Source organism: Gallaecimonas kandeliae (genome assembly GCF_030450055.1).
Lineage (GTDB): Bacteria > Pseudomonadota > Gammaproteobacteria > Enterobacterales > Gallaecimonadaceae > Gallaecimonas > Gallaecimonas kandeliae.
This window is the reverse complement of sequence record NZ_CP118480.1, coordinates 3,194,557-3,210,004: the sequence shown is the minus strand read 5'-3', so window position 1 is coordinate 3,210,004 and position 15,448 is coordinate 3,194,557. Positions and strand designations below refer to the sequence as shown.

Annotated in this window: 14 protein-coding genes and 1 other RNA gene; 10 read left to right on the top strand and 5 right to left on the bottom strand. The window is 62.7% G+C overall.

Annotated elements, in window-relative coordinates; translation table 11 throughout:
• Window positions 1–10 precede the first annotated feature (10 nt).
• From PVT67_RS15910 to PVT67_RS15880, 7 genes are all read left to right on the top strand, one after another.
• A complete protein-coding gene (locus PVT67_RS15910; RefSeq protein ID WP_301495309.1) occupies window positions 11–2,152 on the top strand; it encodes a type I secretion system permease/ATPase in 2,142 nt (713 codons plus the stop codon).
• Window positions 2,145–3,503: an HlyD family type I secretion periplasmic adaptor subunit gene (locus PVT67_RS15905; protein ID WP_301495307.1), complete on the top strand. Its 1,359-nt coding sequence runs from the start codon at window positions 2,145–2,147 to the stop codon at window positions 3,501–3,503. Before PVT67_RS15910 ends, PVT67_RS15905 begins: the two co-directional genes overlap by 8 nt.
• A 24-nt stretch (window positions 3,504–3,527) precedes the next feature.
• Window positions 3,528–4,850 carry a TolC family outer membrane protein gene (locus PVT67_RS15900; RefSeq protein WP_301495305.1) on the top strand — a complete coding sequence of 441 codons (1,323 nt, stop codon included), beginning with the start codon at window positions 3,528–3,530 and terminating at the stop codon, window positions 4,848–4,850.
• Window positions 4,851–4,862: 12 nt separating this feature from the next.
• Complete coding sequence (locus PVT67_RS15895) at window positions 4,863–5,465, top strand: OmpA family protein (RefSeq protein WP_301495302.1); 603 nt, start codon at window positions 4,863–4,865, stop codon at window positions 5,463–5,465.
• A 15-nt stretch (window positions 5,466–5,480) separates the two neighbouring features.
• Window positions 5,481–6,143, top strand: coding sequence for a transglutaminase-like cysteine peptidase (locus PVT67_RS15890; protein WP_301495300.1), 663 nt, complete (start codon window positions 5,481–5,483; stop codon window positions 6,141–6,143).
• Between the two features lie 9 nt (window positions 6,144–6,152).
• Window positions 6,153–8,051, top strand: coding sequence for a bifunctional diguanylate cyclase/phosphodiesterase (locus tag PVT67_RS15885; RefSeq protein WP_301495298.1), 1,899 nt, complete (start codon window positions 6,153–6,155; stop codon window positions 8,049–8,051).
• 93 nt (window positions 8,052–8,144) lie between these two features.
• Window positions 8,145–9,086 carry an LpxL/LpxP family acyltransferase gene (locus PVT67_RS15880; RefSeq protein WP_301495296.1) on the top strand — a complete coding sequence of 314 codons (942 nt, stop codon included), beginning with the start codon at window positions 8,145–8,147 and terminating at the stop codon, window positions 9,084–9,086.
• Window positions 9,087–9,121: 35 nt separating this feature from the next.
• On the opposite strand, the gene serA is transcribed toward PVT67_RS15880, so the two are convergent.
• The 5 genes from serA to zapA form a co-directional block, all read right to left on the bottom strand.
• The gene (gene serA, locus PVT67_RS15875; protein WP_301495294.1) at window positions 9,122–10,348 is read right to left on the bottom strand and encodes a phosphoglycerate dehydrogenase; all 1,227 of its coding nucleotides are present in this window, start codon (window positions 10,346–10,348) and stop codon (window positions 9,122–9,124) included.
• Window positions 10,349–10,462: 114 nt separating this feature from the next.
• Window positions 10,463–11,116 (bottom strand): ribose-5-phosphate isomerase RpiA, encoded by a 654-nt coding sequence (rpiA, locus tag PVT67_RS15870; RefSeq protein WP_301495292.1) that lies wholly within the window; start codon window positions 11,114–11,116, stop codon window positions 10,463–10,465.
• A 36-nt stretch (window positions 11,117–11,152) separates the two neighbouring features.
• The gene (locus PVT67_RS15865) at window positions 11,153–11,722 is read right to left on the bottom strand and encodes a 5-formyltetrahydrofolate cyclo-ligase (RefSeq protein ID WP_301495290.1); all 570 of its coding nucleotides are present in this window, start codon (window positions 11,720–11,722) and stop codon (window positions 11,153–11,155) included.
• A gap of 4 nt (window positions 11,723–11,726) precedes the next feature.
• Window positions 11,727–11,908, bottom strand: a non-coding RNA gene (ssrS, locus tag PVT67_RS15860) — 6S RNA.
• On the bottom strand, window positions 11,907–12,221 hold the full coding sequence (gene zapA, locus PVT67_RS15855) for a cell division protein ZapA (RefSeq protein ID WP_301495288.1): 315 nt from the start codon (window positions 12,219–12,221) through the stop codon (window positions 11,907–11,909). The genes ssrS and zapA overlap by 2 nt, the downstream gene beginning before the upstream one ends.
• Before the next feature lie 152 nt (window positions 12,222–12,373).
• On the opposite strand from zapA, the gene PVT67_RS15850 reads away from it, so the two are divergent.
• Genes PVT67_RS15850 through PVT67_RS15840 form a run of 3 tightly spaced genes read left to right on the top strand, consistent with a single transcriptional unit; the run spans window position 12,374 to window position 15,356 of the window.
• Window positions 12,374–12,943, top strand: coding sequence for a UPF0149 family protein (locus PVT67_RS15850; protein WP_301495286.1), 570 nt, complete (start codon window positions 12,374–12,376; stop codon window positions 12,941–12,943).
• Window positions 12,944–12,947: 4 nt separating this feature from the next.
• Window positions 12,948–14,102, top strand: a complete 1,155-nt coding sequence (gene ubiH, locus PVT67_RS15845) for a 2-octaprenyl-6-methoxyphenyl hydroxylase (protein ID WP_301495284.1) — start codon at window positions 12,948–12,950, stop codon at window positions 14,100–14,102.
• A 24-nt stretch (window positions 14,103–14,126) separates the two neighbouring features.
• Window positions 14,127–15,356 (top strand): FAD-dependent monooxygenase, encoded by a 1,230-nt coding sequence (locus PVT67_RS15840; protein WP_301495282.1) that lies wholly within the window; start codon window positions 14,127–14,129, stop codon window positions 15,354–15,356.
• The last annotated feature ends 92 nt before the right edge of the window (window positions 15,357–15,448 follow it).

The following is a 15,448-nucleotide window of genomic DNA, read 5'->3' as shown; positions in this document are numbered from 1 at the left end:
AGAGTTTTTCATGGCGGTAAGCCAGGCAAAGGAGTGGTCTGTTGGACAGGCAGAACATGTCGATCCCCTGCTGGATGCCCTGCAATGGGTGCTGGCCAGGGAGGGGCAATCCCTCTCTGGCCATTCTCTTGTGGCCGGGTTGCCTTTGGACAGGGGAACCCTGACTACCGACAGCTTCCCGAGGGCCGCCGCCCGGGCCGGCCTCGACGCCCATCTCAAGGCCCTGCCCCTGGCGGAACTGCATCGCCATCCACTGCCCATGATACTGCTGCTCTCCAACAAGGAGTGCGCCGTCCTGACCGATGTCAAAGGCGGCAAAGGGCAGTGGCTCCGCTTTCCCCAGCAACGGCAACAGGATGGGGAGCTGGAGACTCTGGCAGGTGACTACCTGGGGTACGCCTTCGTGCTGACCAAGGCGTCCGGCCCCGGTGTCGACGCCATGCCCCAAAAGAACGACAAGCATATTTTCTGGCACAGCCTCTGGGAGCGGCGGGGGCTCTACCGGGATGCGGTACTGGCTTCCTTCCTGGTCAACTTCTTTGCCCTGGTGGTGCCGCTCTTCATCATGAACGTCTACGACAAGGTGGTGCCCAACCTGGCCTTCGAGTCCCTTTGGGTGCTGGCCGCCGGGGCCTTGCTGGCCTTCACCTTCGATGTGGTGCTGAGGTTGGTACGGAGCCGCTTGCTGGACTTGGCCGGTCGCCAAGCCGAGCAGCAGCTTTCCCAGGTGCTGATGGGGCGTAGCCTGGGAGCACCTTTGGCGCAGCGGGCGCCGAGCCTCGGCATGGCGCTGAAGCGCTTCCAGGATTTTGATTACCTGCGCGACTTCATCTCCTCCAGCACCATAGCCTTGGTGGTGGACCTGCCCTTTGCCAGCCTTTTCCTGTTGGTGATCTGGGTGATCAGTGGCGTGCTGGTGGTGGTCCCCCTGCTGGCCGCCTCTACCTTGATCGTCGGTGCCCTGTTGCTGTCCCGCTCTCTGCATAAGACGGTGACGCTACAGTCCCACCTGGCCTCCCTCAAACAGAGCCAACTGGCCGAGATGCTGGCCATGCCGGAGTTCATCAAGGCCTGCGGCGCCGAGCACCGCTGCCAGCAGGGCTGGGAGCAGCTGGTGGCGGCCCAGGCCCAGGTACAGAACCGGATGCGTGAGCAGCAGCATCGGCTGTCTACCCTGGCCAACCTGATGGTGCAGCTCACAGTGGTTGGGGTGGTAGTGCTGGGGGTGGTGACGCTGGCCGACGGCCACAGCAGCCTGGGCGCCATAGTGGCGGCCGTGATGCTGTCCAGTCGCACCGTAGGACCTTTCGCCCAACTGGCCAACCTGATCGCCCGTTACCAGCAGGCCAAGGTAGGCATGAAGGCCCTGGATGAGGCCCTGAAACAACCGGACGAATTCGAAGGGGCCACCGAAAGGCTGCACAGGCCGATCACCAGGGGGGCTTACCAACTGGATGCCGTCAGCTTCACCTATCCCGGCACCGAGCTGCCGGCGGTGAGTGAATTCAACCTCAATATCAGGCAGGGAGAGCGGGTCGGCATCATAGGCCGTACCGGCTGTGGCAAGACCACCCTGGCCAGGTTGCTGATGGGTTTCTACCTGCCAGAAAAAGGGCATCTGCTGGTGGACGGCGTCGAAGTGCGGCAGCGCCATCCTACCGATATGCGAAGAGGCATAGGCTACCTGGCCCAGGACGCCAGGCTGGTCGCCGGCAGCATCCGCGACAACATCGTATTCGGCCTTGGCCATGTGCCTGACAGCCAGGTTATGGACGCCGCCGAGCAGGCGGGCCTTGGGGCCTTCATCAACGTGGATGAGAGCGGCCTGTCCCGCAAGGTAGGGGAGGGCGGCATCCAGTTGTCCTTGGGCCAAAGGCACCTGGTGGCCCTGGCCAGGGCCCTGGTCATGAAGCCCAAGATCCTCATTCTGGACGAGCCTACAGCCAGCCTGGACCCGGCCACGGAAAACAAGGTGATACGCCAACTCGCAGCCCTGGGGCGCGACACCACCCTGGTTATCATCACCCACAAGCAGAGCCTGCTGGACCTGGTGGACAGGTTGATCGTCATGGAGCATGGCCGCCTGGTGGTGGACGGGCCCAAGGAGAAGGTCCTCGAATGGCTGAAGGAGCAGGGGGGCCGCCATGAGTGAGCAATGGGCCCTGGACAGCCAAAGCCAACTGATGAACACCCAGCTGCGCTACCACCGCATTCTGCTGTGGATCATGGCGCTGCTGATGGGTTGTTTCCTGATCTGGGCCACCCAGTCCCAGCTGGAGGAGGTGGCCAGGGGTAAGGGTAAGGTGATCCCTTCCCAGCAGCTGCAGGTGGTGCAGAGTGTCGACGGTGGCGTGGTGGAGGCCATCTATGTCCATGAGGGGCAGATGGTGGAAGCGGGCCAGCCCTTGCTGCGTATCAACGATGTCCGTTTCCAATCGGACTATCGCCAGAAGACCCGTGAACTGGTGGGGCTGCAGAGCGCCGTCACCCGCCTGGACGCCGAGCTTAAAAGCGTGATCCTGAACAACGACGCTCCCGACTGGCACCAGCAGGTGCAGGTGGAACAACAACCTTTTACCTACCCTGAGGATTTCAAGAAGGATTACCCGGAGCTGGTGTCCCGCCAAGCCTCCGAATACCGGGACAGGCTCACCAACCTGGGTAACCAGTTGTCCATCTTGGGGGAACAGATCACCCAGCGCCAGCAGGAATTGTCTGAGCTGGATGCCAAGATCTCACACCAGCAGGAAAGCCTGGCCCTGGCCACCAAGGAGCTGGAGCTGACCGAACCCCTGGCGGCCCAGGGGGTGGTCTCCGAAGTGGAACTGCTGAAACTGCGCCGCCAGATCAACGACATGCGCGGCGAGCTGGCCATGGCCAAGACCAACAAGCCCAAGGTCATAGCGGCCCGTGAAGAGGCCATCTTCAAGCGTCGCGATGCCGCCCTGCAATTTCGCACCCAGGTCCAGGAAGAGCTGCGGCGCACCGAGTTGCAACTCAACTCCCAGCAGGAAAGTACCGCCGGCCTGGAAGACAAGGTTGCCCGCACCCAGTTGGTGTCACCGGTCAAAGGCACCGTCAAGACGCTGCACGTCAATACGGTGGGTGCAGTGGTCCAGGCCGGCACCCCAGTGGTCGAAATAGTGCCCCTGGAAGGGCAATTGCTGGTGGAGGCCAGGATCAGCCCAAGGGATATCGCCTTTCTTAGGCCGGGCCAGCCCGCCGTGGTTAGGTTGACGGCCTATGACTTCGCTATCTACGGGAGTTTAAAAGGAATTTTGGACCATATCAGTGCCGATTCACTGGTGGATGACGATGGGAACGCCTATTACTTGATAAGGGTAAGGACGGAAAAACCCTATATCGTCAGCGGCAAAAAGGAATTGCCCATCATTCCCGGCATGCTGACGGAGGTGGACGTCATCACCGGGGAGCATTCTGTACTCGATTACCTGCTTAAGCCCATATTGCGCGCGCGGACCAGAGCGCTGCGCGAAAGATAAAAAGACGTGAAAAGAGGGGGTTGTATGAAAGCCAGACAATGGTCGTTCACGGTTGCCGCCCTTGCTGTAGCGGTGATGGGGCATGCCTCGGCGGCATCCCTGGAACAAACGGTGGCGGGCACCCTGGATACCCATCCGGATCTGCGCATCGTATTTTCCCGGTACAAGGCCTACCAGGAGCAGATGCGCCAGGCCAAGTCCGGTTATTTGCCACAGGTCGATCTCAGCGCTGGCTACGGTTATGAGAAGAGCGACAGCCCTTCTGTCCGTGCCTTGACCGGCGGCCATGACCGCAGCCTGCACAGGGGCGAAGCGACCATCTCCCTGCGCCAGATGCTTTTTGACGGCTTCAGGGTCTCGTCCGAAGTGGACCGGCTTTCCAACGAGGCCAAGGCCGAGCAGTACCAACTGCTGTCGTCGGCGGAAAACACGGCACTGAAAGTATCCAAGGTCTACCTGGATGTCATTCGCCAGAAAGCCATACTGGAACTGGCCAACCGCAACCTCGAGTCCCATCAGAAGATCTTCGACAGCATCCGCCAGCGTACCGAGTCCGGTGTCGGCACCAGTTCTGATCTCTCGCAGATCGCCGGGCGCCTGGCCAGGGCCCAGGCCAACGTCATGGCGGCCCAGAACAACTACGACGACGCCGTGGCCAACTATATCCGCGAGGTCAACGCCCAGCCGGAAAACCTGGTGATCCCGGTGCCAGACGCCGACATGCTGCCCAAGACCCTCGACGAGGGCCTGGAGATGGCCAAGACCAAGCACCCATTGCTGGAATCCAGCCAGTACGACGTTTCTGCCGCCCAGGCCGAACGCCGTGGTGCCAAGTCCAACTACTACCCCAACTTCTACCTGGAAGTGTCGCAGAGCGACAACAACAACCTGGATGGCTTCAAGGGGTACAACAACCAGTTCCAGGCCATGGTGCGGATGCGCTACAACCTCTTCGCCGGCGGTCACGACTCGGCCAGGGTCAGGGAAACCACCTACAAGCTGGGCGAGGCCAAGGAGATCCAGCAGCGCACCTGGCGTGAAGTGGCCGAAGGGCTGCGCCTGTCTTGGAACGCTTACCAGAGCCTGGACAAACAGATGTCCTACATACGCCGCCATGTGGAGGCCAGCAAGGAAACCCAGGTGGCCTACGCCAAGCAGTTTGACCTCGGCAAACGTACCCTGCTGGACCTGCTGGATACCGAAAACGAACTGTTCGAGGCCAGGCGGGATTACCTTAACGCCGAGTTCGACGAGACCTATGCCCGCTACCGGGTGCTGAACGCGGAAGGCCTGCTGCTGGATTCGCTGCGGGTAACCCGTCCCCCCATCTGGCATGGCGAAGAGTAAGGAGGAGCTGTCATGAAAAGCTATCTGTTGACCCTGACCTCCGTGCTGCTCCTGGCTGGCTGCGGCATGCACGATACGGTGTCCTACGATCAGGTGACCACCCAGGCCAATGATCTGACCGATCCCGACAGCGACGGCGTGATCAACGCCAGGGACAAGTGCGCCGATACCCTGCAGGGAGCCGAGATCGACAACTACGGGTGCGGCAACCAGGCTGACAAGGTGCAGCGCTTTGACCTCAAGGTACTGTTCGCCAACGACTCCTCCTACATAGACCCCCGCTATTACGGGGAGATAGGCAAGGTGGCCGACTTCATGAACAAGTACCCGGAATCCAAGCTGACCCTGGAGGGGCATTGCTCCAAGGTGGGTTCCGCCGAGTACAACATGAAGCTGTCCCAGCGGCGGGTGGATGCGGTGGCCAAGGTACTGGAAGACGAATACAAGGTCGAAGCTTCACGGATCACCGCCATCGGCTACGGTTTCAGCCGGCCCTTGGACACCTCCATGAGCCAGGAAGCCCACCGCAAAAACCGGCGGGTGGTCGCCGAGTTGTCCGGCGCCAAGAACCTGCCGGTGATGAAGTGGACCATCTACAGCGTCGACAACCAGTGACGGTGCCGGTGTTGAATGAAAAAAGCGCTGTGGTTGCTGCCGTTATTGCCCGGCCTGTTGTGGGCCGGGCTTTCCCAACAGGATATGGCAAAGGCCAGGCTCAAGGTGGTGGCCACCTATGGTGAAGCGGCAGGGCGTCGCCTGGACGACTGGCAGCGGCTGCTGGCCCAGGATCTGGACAAGCCGGAAGCCCTGAAGCTGCAGTTGGTGAACGACTTCTTCAACCAGCTGCACTTCGTCAGTGACCAAAAACTCTGGGGCCAGGAAGATTACTGGGCCACGCCCCTGGAATTCATCGGCGCCGACGGCGGTGACTGCGAGGACTTCGCCATCGCCAAATTTTTTACCCTGCTTGCACTTGGGGTTCCGGAAAACAAGATGCGTATTACTTACGTCAAAGCCCTGCAGTTGAACCAGTACCACATGGTGCTGGCCTTCTATCCCCAGCCCAACGCTGTGCCGCTGATCTTGGATAACCTGATCAGCGACATCCGCCGCGCCGATGTGCGCACCGATCTGCTGCCCATCTACTCCTTCAACGGTAAGCAGCTCTGGCTAAGCAAGGAGAAGGGGCGGGGCCAACTGGTGGGGGACAGCGCCAGGCTCAAGCGCTGGCAGGACCTGCAGGCCAGGTTTGGCGTCAACCAGTTGGGCAAGCCAAAACTGGCGTTGAAATAAGGGGGCCTCATGACTTTGCAACGACAGATCCTCTGGTTTCTCAGCCTCAGTTTCCTGCTGGTGTTGCTGGTGGTCTTTGTGGTGGAGTTCAATACCTCCAGGGATGCCCTCGACCGCCAGATGGAAACCGATGTCCAGAACGCCTCGACGGCCCTGGGCCTGACCTTGTCCCCCTTCCTGGAAAAGGAGGACAGGGGAGCCATAGACACCGTTCTCCAATCCATCTTCGATGCGGGCTTCTACCGGGAGATCCGCCTGGACTGGTACGCCAAGGGGGAGGTGATCGCCAAGAACAACAGCCCCCATATCTACCAGGTGCCCAACTGGTTCGTGAAGCTGCCGCTGTTCAAGCCGGTCAGCCAGGAGCAGGTGCTGACCTCTGGCTGGCTGCAGGTGGCCAATCTCAAGGTGGTGGGCAATCCGGCGGTGGCCTACCAGGCCTTGTGGCGCACAGGTATCCAACTGGGCTGGACTCTGGGGCTGCTCTACCTGGCAATGCTGTTGCTGGTGTGGCGGGGGGTCAAGCACCTGCTCAGGCCCCTCCATGCGGTGGCCCGCCAGGCCAAACGTATCACCAAGCGCCAGTTTGGCGAGCCCATCAAGGAACCCAAGACCCGCGAACTCAAGGCGCTGGTCAACGCCATGAACGAGATGAGCACCAGGGTCCGGATGATGTTCGAGAGCCAGGATGCGCAGATCAGCCGGATGCGCCTGTCTACCCAGACCGATCCCGTGTCTGGCCTTGCCAACCGCAGCCACCTGATGTCACACCTTTCCGCCTGGCTGTCGGAGGCCGGCACCGGTGGCCTGATGCTGATGGAGATACGCTGGCTAGATAACCTTCGCAAGAAAAGCGGCTACCAGGCCAGGGACGGTATCATTCCCGAGCTGGCGGCGCGCCTGGGTACCCTCTGCATCAAGGGCAGTCGCTGCGTGGCGGCCCGCATCAGCCATACCGAGTTCGCTCTCCTCAGCTGCAACGGTGACCAGCAGCAGCTGGCCGACTGGCTGCAGGAGGTCTTCCAGGAACTCCAGGCCTTCTCCGCCCAGATGGGCCAATCGGGAGAGGAACTGGCCCTGGCCCTGGTGCCGAGAGGGGAGCACCAGCAGGCTTCGGCCCTCCTGGCCAGCGCCGACAGCGCTCTCCACCAAGCCTGGCAGCAGACTCCCCACTGTTACATGCCCAAGGAAGAGCTGCAGGCCCCCAGCCAACAGGGCTGGCGCGAGTCCCTGACCCTGGCCATCAAGGAAAAACGCTTCGGCCTGCTGCGCCAACCGGCCATGGGGGTGGACGGCGACTGCCTGCATCAGGAGTGGTTTGTCTGCCTGGAGATGGATGGCAAACGCTACCCGGCCAGCGCCTTCCTGGCCTTTGTCGAACAGTTCAGCCTGGCCCAGGCCTTGGATCTGGCCATGGCCAGGCGCCTGGTACAGGAGGGCCTGCTGGATCCCGAACATCTCAATGTCTTGAACCTGAGCCTGGCCACGGTGCGCAGTCCCGATGCCCTGCTGGAAGTGGTGGCGGCCAGGCACCCCGGTTTGGAGCTGGCTTTCGAAGTCAGCGAGGACATAGCGCTGGCCGACCCTGTCGCCACCCGGGCCTTGGTGGCGCGGCTGCGCAAACAGCGCATCGGTTTCGGTGTGGACCACGTGGGCCGGCGTATGGAGTCCCTGCGCTACCTCCACGACCTGGCTCCAGATCACATCAAGCTGGACCAAAGCCTGGCCTGTTATGAGGATGACAACGAGGTAGGACAAGAGGTGATCCGGGCCCTGGCGCGGATAGGCCAAAGCCTGCAAATCAAGGTCATAGCGACTCGGGTGGAGAAGGGCGAGGAACTTCAGCAAATCAAGAGCTTGGGCGTTCAGGGCTACCAAGGCTACATAATGCCGCCCCAGGCCTTGTAATAAAGTTTGAGCTGGGTCACCTTTGGTCACAGTGGAGCTGGCATTTCGTTGCCGGCTTTTGTCCAATCGCCCTTTTTCCACGCCCCCTATTCGATGTCCAGCGATAACAGCTACAACGCCGCCTTCAATCTCAAGTTGCTCCACCCCCGTTATTGGGGCCAGTGGCTGGCCGTATTCACCCTTTACCTGCTGACCTGGCTGCCCGTTTCTGCCAAGAACCGCCTGGGCGCCGGCCTGGCCCGCTGGTTGTGCCGGCGCCGCCTGCTGGCCAAGCGCCGCCAGGTGATGTTCCTGAACCTCAGCCGCTGCTTCCCCGAGATGCCTCAGGCCGAGCAGCAGGCCCTGTTCGAGGCCAATGTCCGGGCCTTCTGCCAGACCATAATGACCCTGGGGGAGTTGGGCTGGCGCTCCAGCGCCTTCCTCAAGCGCCGCCTGCGTATCGAGGACCAGGGCCGGCTGGCCCAGTTGCTGGCCGACGGCAAGCCGCTCATCTTCCTGGCCCCCCACACCTTTGCCCTGGACTGGACGGCCCGCGCCCTGATCCTGGCGGGCTTCAACATGTGCAACATCTTCAAACCCACCGGCAAGCCGGTGTTCGACTACATGATCTTCAAGAGCCGGACCCGGCAGGGGGGCTCGCAGTTCAGCCGGGGTGAAGGCATGGGGGCCCTGGTCAAGGCCATCCGCCGGGGTAGCCCCTGCCTCTACGTGGCAGACGAGGATCTGGGGATGGAGGCGTCCGTCTTCGCGCCTTTCTTTGCCACCGAAAAATGCACTTTGCCGGCCCTGGGCCGCCTGGCCCAGGCCTCCCGCGCCACTGTGGTGCCGCTGGTGGCCGGTTACGAGGCCGAGTCTGGCCAGTTCGTATTGCAGGTGGAGCCGCCCCTGGCGGCGCTGCCGGTTGAAGACATGGCCTCGGCCACCGTCATGAACCAGGCCTACGAGGGGCTGATCCAGCGCTTCCCGGCGGATTTCATGTGGTCCTTGAAGTTGCTGCGCAACCGTGACGGCAGCCGGCCTTACGCCAAGGGCTAGGCAGAAAAAAGGCCTCCATCAGGAGGCCTTTTTCGTCAGTGCAGCACCCTGGCCCGCACTGTGCCTTCGATGGCCTTGAGCTGCTCCAGCACGTCTTCGGCCTGGGCCGTATCCACGTCCATTACCACGTAGCCGATGTTCTGGCTGGTCTGCAGGTACTGGGCCGCGATGTTGACCCCCAGGTCGGCGAAGATCTGGTTGATGCGGGTCAGCACACCGGGTTGGTTACGGTGGATGTGCAGCAGGCGGGAGCGGCCGCTGTGCTCGGGCAAGGACACCTCAGGGAAGTTGACTGCCGACAGGGTGGAGCCGTTGTCGGAGTACTTGGCCAGCTTGTTGGCCACCTCGCCGCCGATATTGGCCTGGGCCTCCATGGTGGAGCCGCCGATATGGGGGGTGAGGATGACGTTGTCGAAGGCCTGCAGGGGGCTGACGAAGGCCTCGTCGTTGCCCTTGGGCTCGACGGGGAAGACGTCTATGGCGGCGCCGGCCAGTTGGCCCCTTTCCAGAGCTGCGGCCAGGGCCTCGATGTCTACCACAGTGCCGCGGGAGGCATTGATGAGGATGGCGCCCTGCTTCATCTGCTCCAGCTCGGGGGCCCCGAACATGTTGCGGGTGGCCGGGGTCTCGGGCACGTGCAGACTGACCACGTCGGCTTCTTTGAGCAGCTCGCCCAAGCTCACTTGGCGGGCGTTACCCAGCACCAGCTTGTTCTCGATGTCGAAGAAGATGACGTTCATGCCCAGAGTCTCGGCCAGTACGCCGAGCTGGGTGCCGATATGGCCGTAGCCGATGATGCCGAGGGTCTTGCCTCTTGCCTCGAAGCTGCCCACGGCCGCCTTGTCCCAGCCGCCCCTTTTGGCGGCGGCTGCCTTGGCGGGGATGTTGCGCAGCAGCATGATGGTTTCGCCCAGCACCAGCTCCGCCACCGAGCGGGTGTTGGAGAAGGGGGCGTTGAACACAGGTATGCCTTTGAGTTCGGCCGCTTCCAGGTCCACCTGGTTGGTGCCGATGCAGAAGCAGCCGATGGCGCAGAGTTTCTCCGCCGCGTCCAGCACCTCGGCCGTCACCTGGGTGCGGGAGCGGATCCCCAGGAAATGGGCGTCGCTCACCTTGGCCTTCAACTCCTCGCCGGACAGCGAGCCTTTGTGATACTCGATGTTGGTGTAACCCTGGGCGCGGAGGCTCTCCAGGGCGCTTTGGTGGACACCTTCAAGGAGCAGGATACGGATTTTGTCTTTTTCGAGGGAATACTGGGCCATGGCACACCTGGAGTAATTGCTCTAAGAAAACCTTTCACTAACACCTGGCCCGCCTGGGGGCAAGCACAACGGCAGTATCTAGGATGTAAAGACGGCCAGATGGCCGTCTAAAAGTCAACGAATTTTTACGCCTTCGCTGGTACCCACCAGCACCACGTCGGCGCCGCGGGCGGCGAAAAGGCCGTTGGTGACCACCCCTACTATGGCGTTGATCTTCGCTTCCAGGGCCACGGGGTCTGTGATGGCCAGGTTGTGGACGTCGAGGATGACGTTGCCGTTGTCGGTGACGACGCCCTCACGGTAGACGGGGTCGCCGCCCAGCTTGACCAGCTCGCGGGCCACGTAGGAACGGGCCATGGGGATCACTTCTACCGGCAGCGGGAACTGGCCCAGCACGTCCACTACCTTGCTGGCATCGACGATGCAGACGAACTTGTCGGCCACGGCCGCCACTATCTTCTCGCGGGTCAAGGCAGCGCCGCCGCCCTTGATCATGTGGCCTTGGGCATTGATCTCGTCGGCGCCGTCCACATAGACGGAGAGCTCGGGGACGCTATTGAGGTCGAACACTTCAATGCCCAGGGCCTTGAGCTTGGCGGTGGAAGCCTCGGAGGAGGAGACGGCGCCTCGGATTTGGTGCTTGATGGTGCCCAGGGCATCGATGAAATGGTTGACGGTAGAGCCTGTACCTACGCCGACAATGCTGTCCTTCTGGACATAATCCAGGGCCTTCCAGCCCACTGCTTTTTTCAGTTCGTCTTGCGTCATCATCGGCTCCGGCCAGGTTGAGGAGCCCGCATTATATCAGCTGGGAAAACGTTTGATCTGCTTTGGCGTGACGATAAGGCTGAGGGGCTTGTCCCAGGCCATGGCCGGCAGGGCGGGGTATTGCTGGCAATCATGGGCCAGGCCCACCACTGGGCCCTGGTAACATTCCAGGGTGCGGTCGTAGAAACCGCCGCCCATGCCCAGGCGGTGGCCGGCGCCGTCAAAGGCCACCAGGGGGGTGAACACCAGATCCACCTGCTCGGTGGGTACCAGCTTACGGACATCCAAGGCCGGCTCTGGGATGCCGAAGCGGTTGATCGCCATGGGCTCGGCCGGGTCGTGGTGCAGGAACAAAAGGTGCCCGGGGGTAAAGGGGTGCAGCACCGGCAGCAGCACTGTCTTGCCTGCAGCCCAAAGGGCTTCCATCAGGGGGGCCGGGTCCAGCTCGCCGTCGCTGGCGAGATAAAGGGCCAGGCTTTGGGCCTGGTGCACTTCCGGCAGGGTCATGGCCTGACGGGCCGCTTCAAGGGCGGCTTCACCTTGTTGTTGGGGAGTCAGGGCGCGGCGCTGTTTGCGGGCCCATTGGCGGATAGCGTTACGGTCCATAAAGGGGAGCCCCGGGGTGCCGCTGCGAATGACGGCCCTTGAACCCATAGGTTCAAGGCGGATGCTTAGTTGCCGCCGCAGGCGTCTCAGTACGGGCTGAGCTTGCACAATAGCAGCAGAGAAAACACCCTTGGATGTGGATATCGGCTCAGGGACTTGATCCGCTGGCAAACACCCCAGGGACTTATTCTTTCGTCTGGTGGATCAGGGCCTGCTCTATGGTGTCCTGCAGTACCTTGATCTTGGAGTCCATGGCATCAGCATACTCACGGCTCTTCGCCTCAGCAAGGCGTAGTTCGTGGCTCAGGTTCAGGGCCACCAGGGTCAGCAGCTGCTCGCGGTTGCAAAGATCCGAGTGGGTCCGCAGCTTCTTGAGACGTTCGTCCAGTTCCCAGGCCGCCTCTTGGAGGGCGGGCTCCTGGCCCTTGGGGCAGGCGACTTTGAGGCGCCTGCCTAGAACGACAATTTCCAACGTCTCTTGCAACGAGTGCTCTGCCATGCAGTGTCCTTAGGCCTGTTACGTCTGCATCAGGTGGCGCCACGAGGAGGCGCACTATAGCGATGCACTTGAGATGGATCAAGGGAGTCAATGCCTTGGCATTTCATCCTCTGTGGTAGGATAGCGTCGATGCCCCTTTCTGGAAGATGAATATGAGCCATAACGGCCAGGAACCCCATTTCTACGAAGGCCTTGCCCGGCTGCTGGCTAGCCAGCAGATCACCGCTTCCCCGGCCGAGTTGCACGGTATCATCACCGGCCTGGTGTCTTCTGGCCTGGCCATGGACGGCAAGAGTTGGCTGGAGCCGCTCTATGATCTGACCAACAACGGCCTGGCCTTCAGCCAACCGGTCAAGGAGGCCCTGGAGCCCCTTTACCTGGAACTGTGCCAGCAGTTGGTGGGGGCCGATTTCGAGTTCCAGCTGTTGCTGCCTGCCGAAGATGAAGCTCTGCCGGACCGCATTCAGGCGCTTTGCGACTGGGCCCAGGGCTTCCTGGCCGGTTACGGTGTCCAGGCCGGCAAGGCCAAGGTATCTGCCGAGGTCAAGGAAGCCCTGGATGACTTGGCCGAGATCGCCAACCTCAGCACCGACGTGGAGGAGGACGACGACATGGCCGAATCCGCCTTCATCGAGGTGGAAGAATACCTGAGGGTGGTGGCCATGCTGGTCTTTAGCAACCTTGGCCATCGTCCCAAGGGCAACGAGCACACCCTGCACTGATCCCATGAAGTTGGATATCCTCGTCGTCGGCGGCGGCATGGTGGGCGCCACCCTGGCCTGGGGCCTGGGGCGGCGCTTCCCGCACTGGTCGGTGGGCGTGGTGGAAGCCGTGGCCCAGGACGACAGCCACCAGCCCAGCTTCGACGACCGCGTCATAGCGTTGTCCGCCGGCTCTGTGGCCGGGCTCGAGGAACTGGGGCTCTGGGGCGACCTCCAGCACCAGGCCCAGCCCATCAGTCATATCCATGTCGCCGAGAAAGGCGGCTTCGGCCGGGCCCAGCTCCACGCCGAGGACTACCAGGTCCAGGCCCTGGGGCAGGTGCTGCCGGTGGCGGCCATAGGCCAGGTGCTGCATCGCAAACTGCAATGCCAGTGGTTTTGCCCCGACCGTATCGCCGAGATCGAGCAGGGCCAGGACGCCCTGGCGGTGACCCTGGCCTCGGGGCAGCGGCTCCAAACCCGGCTGCTGGTGGTGGCCGACGGGGGCAACTCCCCCACCCGCGCCCTGCTGGGCATGGGGGCCAGCCGCCAGGACTACGGCCAGCACGCCATCATCGCCAATGTCCGCACCCAGAAACCGCACCAGGGCTGGGCCTTCGAACGCTTCACCGAGACCGGGCCCCTGGCGCTGTTGCCCATGACCCGGAACCGCCTGAACCTGGTGCTCTGCGTCAGGCCTGAAGAGGTGGAAGCTACCCTGAGCCTGGACGACCAGGGTTTCCTCCAGCTGCTGCAGCGCCGTTTCGGCTGGCGCCTGGGGGCCTTTCTCGAGGTGGGGGAGCGCCACTGCTACCCCTTGAGCCTCATCCAGGCCGACAGCTTGAGGGCCAACAGGGCCCTGGTGGTGGGCAACGCCGCCCACAGCCTGCACCCCATTGCCGGCCAGGGCTTCAACCTGGGCCTGCGCGACGTGCTGGTGCTGCTGGACTGCCTGGCGGGGGATGACCCTGGCCATTGGCAGGGGCTGGCGGCCTGGGAAGGGCGGCGCCAGGGCGACCTGCAGCGCACCATAGGCACCACAGACACCCTGGCCAGGCTCTTCGCCAATGATCATTTCCCCCTTTATCTCGGCCGCAACCTGGGCCTGGGGCTGCTGAACCACCTGCCCCTGGCCAAGCACCGCCTCGCCTGGCAGATGCTGGGCTGGGAAAAGGGATAAACCGCTAGTGAGAAGGATGGGCTGATGGCCTTTTACGAATCCCAGGTCACCGTCGTCGGGGCCGGTATGGTGGGGGCCACCCTGGCCCTGATGCTGGGCCGCGGCGGCGTCAAGGTGCTGCTGCTGGACGGCCAGGTGCCGGCGCAGGATTTCGGCCCCGTGGCCGACACCAGGGTCAGCGCCATCTCCCAGGCCTCGGCCGCGCTGCTCAAGGGGCTGGGGGCCTGGGACGCCATAGGCCGCATGGGCCCCTACCAGTCCATGGCAGTCTGGGAAAAGGACTGCTTCGGCAAACTGGATTTCAGTGCCGAGGACGTCAAGGCCGAGACCCTGGGCCACATCATCGAGAACCGCCAGATCCAGTTGGCCCTCTGGCAGGCCATCAAGGCCCAAACCAACATCCAGTTGCTGGCCCCGGCCAAGCTCGCCAGCCTCAACCAGGGCGAACAGGGCCTGATGCTGGGCCTGGACAACGGCGATATGGTGTCCACCAAGCTGCTGGTGGGGGCCGACGGTGTCCATTCCCAGGTCCGCAGCCTGGCCGACCTGCCACTGGTCTTCCACGATTACGGCCACCACGCCCTGGTGGCGACGGTGCGCACCGAGCTGCCCCATGAAGGCTGTGCCCGCCAGATCTTCCGCCCCCAGGGGCCCCTGGCCTTCCTGCCGCTCTGGGAGCCTGACCAGTGCTCCATCGTCTGGTCGACAGTGCCGGCAGAGGCCGACCAACTGATGGCCCTCGAGCCCAAGGATTTCGCCAACCGCCTGCGCCTGGCCATCGACAACCGCCTCGGCGCCCTCGAACTGCTGAGCCCGGTGCAGCGCCTGCCCCTGACGGCCCGCTATGCCCGGGACTTCGTCAAACCCCGCATCGCCCTGGTGGGGGACGCGGCCCACAGCATCCATCCCCTGGCGGGCCAGGGGGTCAACCTGGGCCTGGCCGACGCCCTGGCCCTGGCCGAGGTGGTGCTGGACGGCCTGGCAGCCGAAAAGGACATAGGCCAGCTCAAGCTGCTGGCCCCCTATGGCCGGGCCCGCAAGGCGGCGGCCCTGAAGATGCTGGCAGCCATGGGCGGCCTGAAAGCGGCCTTCGGTTTCGATAATCCATTACTTAAAGTAATGCGCAATGCCGGCATGAAGGCCCTGTCGTCGGCCCCGCCCCTGAAAAGGCTCTTCATAGACGAGGCAAGGGGGCTGGCGGTATTGGAGCAGTTGTCCCGGGTTCGTGACAAGCATCAGATATTCTCACCTTAACCTGCTTGGGGTGCGGCGTTATAATGCCGTGCCATCGTGGGCAGGTAATCGTTTGCCTTTGCCTGCCGCTCCTGGCCCTGGCCAGCCACCGA